General features: G+C 71.9%; 11 protein-coding genes. 3 read left to right on the forward strand and 8 right to left on the reverse strand.

All coding sequences use genetic code 11. The features are described 5' to 3' along the window. The coding region (locus ACRDSK_RS28100) for a hypothetical protein (protein ID WP_431444353.1) at positions 1–301 on the reverse strand (301 nt) is incomplete at its 3' end. 217 nt (positions 302–518) lie between these two features. Between ACRDSK_RS28100 and ACRDSK_RS28105 the strand changes: the two genes are divergently transcribed. After that, positions 519–1,472 (forward strand): nucleoside hydrolase, encoded by a 954-nt coding sequence (locus ACRDSK_RS28105; protein ID WP_431444354.1) that lies wholly within the window; start codon positions 519–521, stop codon positions 1,470–1,472. On the opposite strand, the gene ACRDSK_RS28110 is transcribed toward ACRDSK_RS28105, so the two are convergent. The 3 genes from ACRDSK_RS28110 to ACRDSK_RS28120 form a co-directional block, all read right to left on the reverse strand. Further along, positions 1,462–2,628 (reverse strand): MAB_1171c family putative transporter, encoded by a 1,167-nt coding sequence (locus ACRDSK_RS28110; RefSeq protein WP_431444356.1) that lies wholly within the window; start codon positions 2,626–2,628, stop codon positions 1,462–1,464. The two genes, ACRDSK_RS28105 and ACRDSK_RS28110, sit on opposite strands and share 11 nt — an antisense overlap. Next, complete coding sequence (locus tag ACRDSK_RS28115) at positions 2,625–3,179, reverse strand: hypothetical protein (protein WP_431444357.1); 555 nt, start codon at positions 3,177–3,179, stop codon at positions 2,625–2,627. Before ACRDSK_RS28115 ends, ACRDSK_RS28110 begins: the two co-directional genes overlap by 4 nt. A 92-nt stretch (positions 3,180–3,271) precedes the next feature. Further along, complete coding sequence (locus ACRDSK_RS28120; protein ID WP_431444358.1) at positions 3,272–3,721, reverse strand: helix-turn-helix domain-containing protein; 450 nt, start codon at positions 3,719–3,721, stop codon at positions 3,272–3,274. Positions 3,722–3,868: 147 nt separating this feature from the next. Here ACRDSK_RS28120 and ACRDSK_RS28125 point away from each other — a divergent pair, with 147 nt between their 5' ends. Continuing rightward, complete coding sequence (locus tag ACRDSK_RS28125; protein WP_431444359.1) at positions 3,869–4,897, forward strand: diguanylate cyclase; 1,029 nt, start codon at positions 3,869–3,871, stop codon at positions 4,895–4,897. A gap of 88 nt (positions 4,898–4,985) precedes the next feature. On the opposite strand, the gene ACRDSK_RS28130 is transcribed toward ACRDSK_RS28125, so the two are convergent. The 4 genes from ACRDSK_RS28130 to ACRDSK_RS28145 all read right to left on the reverse strand — a co-directional run bounded on the left by ACRDSK_RS28130 (position 4,986) and on the right by ACRDSK_RS28145 (position 8,826). Next, positions 4,986–6,158 (reverse strand): THUMP-like domain-containing protein, encoded by a 1,173-nt coding sequence (locus tag ACRDSK_RS28130; RefSeq protein ID WP_431444362.1) that lies wholly within the window; start codon positions 6,156–6,158, stop codon positions 4,986–4,988. Positions 6,159–6,185: 27 nt separating this feature from the next. Next, positions 6,186–7,133, reverse strand: a complete 948-nt coding sequence (locus ACRDSK_RS28135) for a class I SAM-dependent methyltransferase (RefSeq protein WP_431444363.1) — start codon at positions 7,131–7,133, stop codon at positions 6,186–6,188. A gap of 67 nt (positions 7,134–7,200) precedes the next feature. Next, positions 7,201–7,980 carry an enoyl-CoA hydratase/isomerase family protein gene (locus ACRDSK_RS28140; protein ID WP_431444364.1) on the reverse strand — a complete coding sequence of 260 codons (780 nt, stop codon included), beginning with the start codon at positions 7,978–7,980 and terminating at the stop codon, positions 7,201–7,203. 36 nt (positions 7,981–8,016) lie between these two features. Beyond that, the gene (locus ACRDSK_RS28145) at positions 8,017–8,826 is read right to left on the reverse strand and encodes an ABC transporter ATP-binding protein (RefSeq protein ID WP_431444365.1); all 810 of its coding nucleotides are present in this window, start codon (positions 8,824–8,826) and stop codon (positions 8,017–8,019) included. A gap of 93 nt (positions 8,827–8,919) precedes the next feature. Between ACRDSK_RS28145 and ACRDSK_RS28150 the strand changes: the two genes are divergently transcribed. Beyond that, positions 8,920–9,315, forward strand: a 396-nt coding sequence (locus ACRDSK_RS28150) for a hypothetical protein (RefSeq protein ID WP_431444366.1), incomplete at its 3' end; no start/stop codon positions are given.

Here is a 9,315-nt window from a genome sequence, read left to right on the forward strand (position 1 = left end):
CACCGAGACCGAGCGCGCCGAGGCTCAGTGCGGCCATGAGCCCGCGCCCCACGAACGTGCCGAGCGCGGCAACGAGCATGGCGACTCCGAAGCCGATCTCGATGAGTGCGAGCAGCGGTGTGTGATGGAACGTCGCAAACGACTCGTGGGGACGCCGGAGATGATCGGGATCGAAACCGGTCTCAGCCAGGGCGAACGCCCCGAAGGCGATCGCGGCCACTCCGATACCCAGAGCGACGTAACGAGCAGGGTTCCGAACCGAAACGTTGTCGTCGACAACCCCGCGGCGGCGGAATCGCATCGTCTGACCTCCTCGTGAGACGTGCACGATCGTTCCTACCCGCGGGCGATCACCTTGAAGCGCGCGCCCGACGCGAGGTTTTGCATGCACGCCGGGAGGGGTATCGGGACCCCATGGAATGGATCCTGATCCTCGCGTTGGTGGTGGTCGCGGTCGCGCTGCTGGCGGCCGCCGGTGGACAGCTCTGGAACCTGCGCGGGGCACTACGGTCGCAAGCATGACCGCTCTGATCATCGACACCGACCCCGGCGTGGACGACGCGTTCGCCATCGCGCTCGCTTGCTCGAGCCCGGACGTGGACCTGCTGGGCGTGACGACCGTGTTCGGCAACGTCGGGCTGGCGATGACCACGCGCAACGCGCTGCGGATCCTCGCGCTCTACGGCCGTGAGGACGTGCCGGTGGCCGCCGGCGCGGACCGGCCGCTGGTCTACCCGCACCCGCACCGCGCGCGGTACGTGCACGGCGAGGACGGGCTGTCGGACCGGTCGAACCTGCTGCCGGAGCGCGCGACGGGCGTGGCCGGGACCGACGCGGTGTCGCTCCTGGCGCGGCTGCTCGAGGAGGCACCCGAGCCGGTGACGATCGTCCCGATCGGACCGCTGACCAACATCGCCCTGCTGCTCGCCGCGCATCCCGGGGCCCGCGGCAAGATCGAGCGGATCGTGATCATGGGTGGCGGCATCGAGCGCGGCAACGTCACCGCCGCCGCGGAGTTCAACATCTGGAGCGACCCCGAGGCCGCCCGGCGGGTGCTGGCCGAGGAGGACGTGCCGACCGTGCTCGTGCCGCTCGACCTCACCCACCGGTGCGCGGTGGACGCGGCGTGGCTCGACTCGCTCGCCGGCAGCGGGGAACGTGGCCGGCTGCTGGTCGAGCTGACCGCGACCTACCGGGAGTTCTACTCGCGCACCCTCGGGCGGGATGGCACCGTCGTGCACGACGCGGTGGCCATGGCCGAGGCGATCAGCCCGGGACTCTTGGCGACGGAGACGTACGCGGTGGACGTGGAGTGCGCGCACGGCCCGGCGCGTGGCATGACGGTCGCCGACCGGCGCGGTGCTGTCGCGCGCGAACTGTCCGGCGTGGACGACGGCCGGGAGGTGGCCGTGGCGGTGGACGCGGACCTCGACGCCGTGCGCGAGTTCCTGCTGTCCCGCCTCAGCTCCTGACCGGCTCCCCCGCCTGCTCGACGGCCTGGGACAGCTCGACCAGCCGGTCCACATCGGACTCCAGGCTGTCGTCGGTCGGCATCGCGATCGCGATGGCCTGGTTCGGGACGGCCTCGCCGGCCGCGTGGGCGCGCAGTGCGTCGGACAGCTGGCGGGCCAGGCGCTCCGGGTCGGTGGGCTCGGCCGGGTCCGCGCCCAGGCTCGCGAGGTACGGGCTGATCCGCACGAGCCCGTCCCGGCACTCGATCACCCGGCGGTAGTAGCGGCGGTGCACGCTGCGCAGCGTCAGCGCGTCCCGCCAGCGGCTCACCGGCACCCGGCTCAGCGCGTCCTGCGGGAACTGCTCGTTCAACACCGTCCAGAGTGGACGTAGGCGACGGTAGGCGCGGCGGTGCCGGCGCCACACCCGCAGCGCGGCCATCCTCGTCTTCACCGTCGGGTAGGCCATGCCCACGACGAACAGCACGATCCCGATCAGCAGCATGAAGACGCTGGTGACCACGACCGGCGGCGGCGCCGGGGTGCCGGCCCAGCGGCTGATGTTCGACGCCACGAACGTGGCCCCCGCCAAGGAGATCGAGGCCAGGCCGATCGACGCGATCCGCAGCCCGCGCCGCAGCCGCGGCTCCGCGCCGCGCGCGTAGCGGCGGGTCCACACGCACGCTGCCGCGAACGCGTACAGCAGGTAGCTGTTGGCCGCGATGTAGAACGCGGCGATGCTGGCCTCCCCGACCGGGCCCTTGCCCGGGGTCGACGTCACGGTGGCGGCCGGCACGCGCAGGTCGGCCGGAATCAAGACGTTCGCGACCGTGATGACCACCAGCGCGACGCCCAGCACGACCGCGTCGCGCACGGCACGGCCGCGGGCCAGCGCGGGCTCGAGCGCGGAGAACTGGAAGAAGCACACGAGGCTGTACGCGGCCACCAGGAGCAGCGCGTGCTGGAGGTACCGGGCGTTCATCGCGTCCACACCGAGGAACTCCACGCCCCGGCTTGCCGCGATGCCGAACGGGTACGCGATCGACCAGCCGGCCAGCAGTCCCGCGACGGCCCACCGCCGCACGTCCGCCGGGGAGCGGGCGACCAGCCACAGCATCCACACGAGCGCACCGAACGAGACGATCCCATGAACGAGATCGAACCCGGTGTACCTCATAGCCAGCCGAGCCGATCGGTGAGCGCGGTGCCCATCCGCTGGGCCGTGGCGTCGGAGGAGTCGGCCGGCGGCCCGACCGAGTCGAGCACCGAGGCCCACTCCAGGATGATCGTGGCCACCGTCTCCGCCTCGCGCTCCTGCGCGGAGTCGTAGGAGGTGCGCCGCAGCGCGCGCCGGACCGCGCCGGGCGCGAGATCCGGGTACTGCTCACGCAGCTGGGCGGGCGCGACGTCCGGGTAGAGCTGGCCGAGCAGCGTGTCGTCCTCCTCGTCGCTGCTGTGGCCGGCGAGGATGTGGCCGAGCTCGTGCAGGATGATGTGTCCCTGGTGCGCCTTGGACGTCTCCCGCTGGTAGAGGATGTAGTCAGCGGTGTCCGTGGTGATCCAGGCGCCGAACGGGCCCGGGACCGGGATCGGGTGCGCGACCGGGCGGATCGGCTTCCCCCGCTGCAGGCCCACGCGGCGGCACAGCTCGTGCACGTCGAGCGGCGGGCGGATGTCCAGCTCGTTGAGCAGCTTCCGGCACCGCCGGCGCAACTCCCGTTCCCCCACAGCCCACACCTCCCGGACATCACCCCCAGCCGGTACGTCGTGTGCCGCAGCTTTCCAGAACACCACCCTCGGTCGGCACCGCCGAAGGATGTTCACTCCTTCGGTCTAGTGTCCTTCTCGACCTGCTCCAACCGGTGGACGACGTCGAGCAGGTCCATCACCTGGCGTCGTCCCGCCGGCGACAGCTCGCCGGCCCGCAGCGCCATCAGCTGGGCGTCGCTGCTGCCCATGATCTGGTGCAGCCGGGCCTGCTCCGCCTTGAGCTCCGCGAGCTGCAGGTCGACCCGGTCGGTCACCTCGTCGTCGAAGAAGTACGAGACCGGCACGCCGAAGAACGCGGCGAGCGCCTGCAGGTGCTTGAAGGTCGGGTTGTCCTTCTTGCCCTTGCGCAGCTGCCAGATGTAGCTCTGGGAGATCGTCACGCCGGTCGTCACGATCGCGGCGGCGACCTGCTCGTTGCTGTACTCCTGGCCGCCCCGCGTCGTCGTGTGGGCGAACAGGTGGTTCAGCTTGCCGGCCAGCGATCTCGTTCGCTCACCCATGTGGCCTCCCCACCGCTCGCGGCACGTCTCTACTGAGAGACAAGGTCCGTAAGCCTATCGTCATTTTTGTCAGTTGAAACCGGGCCGTCAAGCAGTCTAGGCTCGAACCGACCCTGCTCAACTCTTGTGAAAGAGCTTCTCATCCAATTGGCGTACGACAGTCCGACGCCGGGGGAGGTCCGCGCGATGGCGCCCGCCGGCGGCGATGACAACGGCGGTGACAACCGCGGGACGTGCTGCACGTCGTGCGGGCAACCGCTGGGCTACCGCAGCACGGACAAGCTGACGGGACTGCTCGACCGGTGGGCGTGGGACAAGGCCGCGGGCGAGATCCTCGATCAGGTCGGTGACCAGCCGGCCGTTCTCCTGATGCTCGACCTCGATCGGTTCAAGGAGATCAACGACACCCACGGGCACCTGGCGGGGGACGCCGTGCTGCGGGCGATCGCCTCGGTCGTCCGCGGCGCGGTCCGCCAGATGGACATCGTGGGCCGCTACGGCGGGCACGGCGGGGACGAGTTCCTCGTGCTGCTGCCGGCCACGGACCTGGCGCGGGGCGAGAAGGTCGCCATGCGGATCCTGAGCCGGATCCGCTCGGCAGCCTTCTCGGCGCCGTCGGTGCACGCGGGCAAGATCACGATCACCGGCCTGACCGCCTCGGCGGGGCTCGCCGGACGCCACCACAACGGCGACGACCTGTGCGCGCTCTTCGAGGCGGCGGACGCGGCGCTGCTGCGGGCCAAACAGGACGGCCGGGACCGGATCACGACCACGGACGTCGACGCGGATGGCGACACGCCGGCCGGACGTCCGTTGACGCGCGGCATCGACACCGTCCGGCTCGTCACGCCCCGCGAGTCCGCGCCGGACTACGGGGTCGTGGCGAGCGAGCAGCTCCGCGCGCTGCGGCAGATGCTGCCCGGCGAGGGCGAGCTCGACGTCGTCGCCGCGCTCTCCCGTGGACCGCTGCCCTACCGGGACCTGCAGGACCGCGAGGAGGGTGCGCCGGAGTGCACGCTCGAACAGATGGAGCGCACCGGCCTCGTGTCGTGCGAGCGGGAGGACGACCGGATCGTCTGGTGCGCGCTGACTCCGGCGGCACGCGAGCTGCTCGACAGGCTTCTTCCCGCCATCGAGTGGCTGGGGAGGATCAACTCGGGGGCACCAGGGGCGTGAGTGGGTAGCGGCGCCAGGGGCACTGTGCCGCTATCCACTCACGAGAACTCCTCGCAGGCTCGGAGTTCCCGCTCGCGGGCACGCTGTGTCATGGGTCGCTCGCAAGCTCGCTCCCGAGAACTGCTTCACAGACAAACGCCATCGGCGTCCGACCAACCCGGGTGAGCACCACGGTCGCCTCGTTGGGGCCACGGAGCTTCAGGCGCGGGCGCAACGTGTTCGGGTCGATGTCCAGGCCGCGCACGAGGATCTCCAGCCGGCCGATCTCCTTGGCCCGCAAGCGCTTTCGGAGCTCCTTCTCGCTGTAGTGGCCGTCCTCGAGCACCCGGAACGCGCGGATCCCGGGCGGCGGCGTGTCCCCGGTGAGGTAGGCGATGCGCTCGTCCAGCTGCCACAGGCCGTGCCGGGCCGCGTACTGGCGCACCAGCCCGGCCCGCACGACCGCGCCGTCGGGATCGACCAGCCACTCCCCCACCTCGGCCACCTGGCAGTGGTCCGGCTCCTCGTCGGTGACCGTCCACTCCGGACCCTTCGTGCGGAGCACGGTGGCGCGTCGGCCGGTGGTGGCGAGCGAGCCGCTCCACAGGCACGCCTCGCGCACCTGGCCGTCCAGCGAGACCAGCTCGACCTCGCCACGCCATGGCAGCTGCGCGAAGTCCATGCCCGGCGCGCACTTCACCGCGAAGTCGGCGCCCGGCCACGCGTCCGCGAGCTCGTCGAGCGGCGGCCGAAAGTCGCTCGCCCGCCAACGGCGGCGGCCGGCCGCGTCGCGGCGGGCCGGGTCGGCGAACACGGCGGCGCCGCGGGTGACCGGGCGCAGCGCGTCCGCCCGGACCAGGGCCGCGTCGGGAACGTTGTGCCGCGCCATGGCCAGCCGGACGGGGTCGAGGTCGGATCCCACGGCCAGCCGCGCGCCGGCGTGCAGGGCGGCGAGGTCGACGCCGACCGAGCAGGTCACGTCGTGCACGTCGCGGCCGGCGAACCGGCGAGCGCGCAGGCGCGCGACGGGCGCCGGTGTCGCCTGCTGCAGGGCGGAGTCGGTGAACAGCCACTCGTGCGGTTCGTCGACCTTGGTCACGGCCTTGCGGCGCAACAGGACGGTCTCCAGCACCGCGCCCGCGCGCTCGCCCAGCCGCGCCCGGGCCTTCGCCACGTCCGTGAGGTAGGACGCGCCGGTCAGCGGCAGCCGGTCGACCTCCGCGAGCGCTTCGGCGGCATCGCGCAGGTAGGCCACGTCCGCCAGGGTGAACTCATACGTCACGGAGCGGAGCTTGCGGAGCGACTCATGTCAGGGCTTCGTCCCGGTGACCAGAACGTTGTAGAACAGATCGCGCGGCGCGACGCGGCGCAGCACGTTCTCGTCCAACCAGGACAGTCGCTGCCACGCCTTGTACGCGAACAGCCGCCAGCCGAGCGTGAGCCGCTCCTGCGGCACGGCCGCCTCGAACGTGCGCACCGGCCAGCCGAACAGGGCGGCGGCGAGCTCCTCGGTCACCGCGCAAACGTTCGCGGCACCGGCCTCCTGGGCGGTGCGCTCCAGCGCCGACGGGTCGAACGTGTGCAGGTCGACGACCGCCTCGAGCGCCGCGGCCCGGGAGGACTCGTCCAGCTCGGACTGCGGCCGCCGCCAGCCCGCGAGCGGCGGCAGCTTCGTGATGTTCGTGGTGAGCCACCAGGTCAGCTGGCCGAGCCGGCGCGCGTACGTGTCGCCGATCTTCGTCGGCTCGCCGGCGAACACGAACCGCCCGCCCGGCTTGAGCACCCGCAGCACCTCGCGGAACGCCGCCGGCACGTCCGGGATGTGGTGCAGCACCGCGTGCCCGACGACGAGGTCGAACGTGTCGTCGTCGTACGGGATCCGCTCCGCGTCGGCCACCCGGCCGTCGACGTCCAGCCCGAGCTGCTCGGCGTTGCGCAGCGCCACCTTGACCATGCCGGGCGACAGGTCGGTGACCGAGCCCTTCTTGATCACGCCGCCCTGCATGAGGTTCAGCAGGAAGAAACCCGTGCCGCTGCCGAGCTCCATGGCATGCTCGAACGGCCAGTCGGCGTCGCCGGCCACCGCGCGGAACCGGCCGACGGCGTAGTCGATGCACCGCTCGTCGTAGGAGATCGACCACTTCTCGTCGTAGGAGTCGGCCTCCCAGTCGTGGTAGAGCACGTTGGCGAGCTTGGGATCCGACCGCGCGGCCTCGACCTCGGCCTCGGTCGCGTGCGGGTTGGGCTCCAAGGCCAATTCAAAACTGGTCCGCTCTTGGGCGGAAGGCCGACCGTCCGGAGTGTTTTGAACTGGCCTCGTCGGATCACTTGCCACTGAACGTCGCCTTTCCCGGCCCGTTCTCGATGAACGACCGCATGCCGGTCTTCTGGTCCTCGGTCGCGAACAGCGCGGCGAACAGGTGGCTCTCCAGCTTGAGGCCGCTCGACAGGTCGCCGTCGAGGCCACCGTCGACGGCCGCCTTGGCCGCGGCCAGCGCTCGGCCCGCGCCGGCGGTGAACTGCTCGGCCCACCGGCGAGCCGCGGTGTACACGTCGTCGGGCGCGACGACCTCGTCCACCAGCCCGATCGCGAGCGCCTCGGTCGCGTCGACGAACCGTCCCGTGTAGATGATGTCCTTGGCCCGGCTCGGCCCGACCAGGCGGGCGAGACGCTGGGTGCCGCCGGCGCCGGGGATGATGCCGAGCAGGATCTCCGGCTGGCCGAGCTTGGCGTTGTCGCCGGCGACCCGGCGGTCACAGCACAGGGCCAGCTCGCAGCCGCCGCCCAGCGCGTAGCCGGTGACCGCGGCCACGGTCGGCTTGGGGATCTCCGCGACCGCGGCGAAGGAGGAGGACAGCGGGCCGGCCCGCTCCGACATGTCCACATAGGACATGTCGGCCATCTCCTTGATGTCCGCGCCGGCCGCGAACACCTTCTCCCCGCCGTAGACGATCACGGCACGGACGTCGTCGCGCCGGGTGGCCTCGTGCGCGGCCGCGCGGATCTCCTCCTGCACCTGGATGTTGAGCGCGTTCATCGGCGGGCGGTCCAGCCGGATGGTGCCGATGCCCCCGTCCACCTCAAGCCTGACGAACTCACCCACGTGGCTGCCTCCCTACCTGGTCATTTCCGCCACAACCTAGTCGGCACCGCGGCGCCGCGCGAAGTACCGGTCGCCGAGGCGGTCCAACTCCAGCTGCTGGCCGAACGTGGCGGAAAGGTTCTCGCTGGTCAGCACGTCCTCGAGGAGGCCCTGGGCGACCACGCCGCCGTCCGCGATCAGCAGCAGGTGGGAGAAGCCGGGCGGGATCTCCTCGACGTGGTGGGTGACGAGGACCGAGGCGGGCGCGTCCGGGTCGCGGGCGAGCTCGGTCAGGCGGCCGATGAGGTCCTCGCGGCCGCCGAGGTCGAGGCCGGCGGCGGGCTCGTCGAGGAGCAGGAGCTCGGGGTCGGTCATGAGCGCGCGGGCGATCAGCGTGCGCTTGCGCTCGCCCTCGGACAGGGTGCCGAACTCGCGGTCGGTGAGATGGGCGATGCCGAGGGACTTGCAGAGCTCCTGGGCGCGGCCGGTGTCGAGCTGCTCATAGTCCTCCCGCCAGCGGCCGAGGATGGCGTACCCGGCGCTGACGACGATGTCGAGGACCTTCTCCTGCGGCGGCACCCGGTTGAGCAGGGCGGCGGAGCAGAAGCCGATGCGGGTGCGCAGCTCGAAGACGTCGACCCGGCCGAGGCGATCGCCGAGAACGTGCACCTGGCCGGAGGTGGGGTGCAGCTCGGCGGCGGCGAGGCGGAGGAGCGTGGTCTTGCCCGCCCCGTTCGCGCCGAGGATCACCCACCGCTCGTCGAGCTCGACGCTCCAGTCGACGCCGGCGAGCAGGTTGGTGGTGCCCCGCCGGACCCCGACGCCGGACATGTGCACGACCAGATCGTCCAGTTCCACGGTGCCCATTCAACACGTCTCCCTTGCGCGCCCGTGCCCTCGGTTTGCCTCGGTGCGCAGCGCTGGTTCCCCCCTTGTCGTCCGGCCGGATTCACTTGCCGGGTGCGCACGCGGACATTCCCTGGTCTGGGCTTCGATCCGACCCCCGGCTCGCCGGCCGACGTAGAGACGGTCCTCGAGCGGCTGGCCCGCGCGACGTCCGCGGTCGACGCGTCGGCCGGGGACCTGCGCCGGGCCGCCCGCCCGGGTTCGTGGCGCGGCGCCGCGGCGTCGGCCTTCCGCGCGGACACCGCCGAGGTCGCCGGTCGGCTCGACTCGGCGGTGACGGCGTTGCGGTCGGCCGCGCGGGCGGTGTCGTCGTGGCAGGCGCGGCTGGTGGCGAACCAGCGGGAGGCCGACGCGCTCGAGTCGGCGGCCTGTCGGCTGCGCGTCGCGCCCGAGGCCGCCGCTGCGCTCGCCCGGGTGCTGGACCGGGCGGGGCGGCTGGCTGCTCGGCAT

The sequence above is a fragment of the Actinophytocola sp. genome (assembly GCF_050699915.1).
In the GTDB taxonomy this organism is placed as follows: Bacteria; Actinomycetota; Actinomycetes; order Mycobacteriales; family Pseudonocardiaceae; genus Actinophytocola.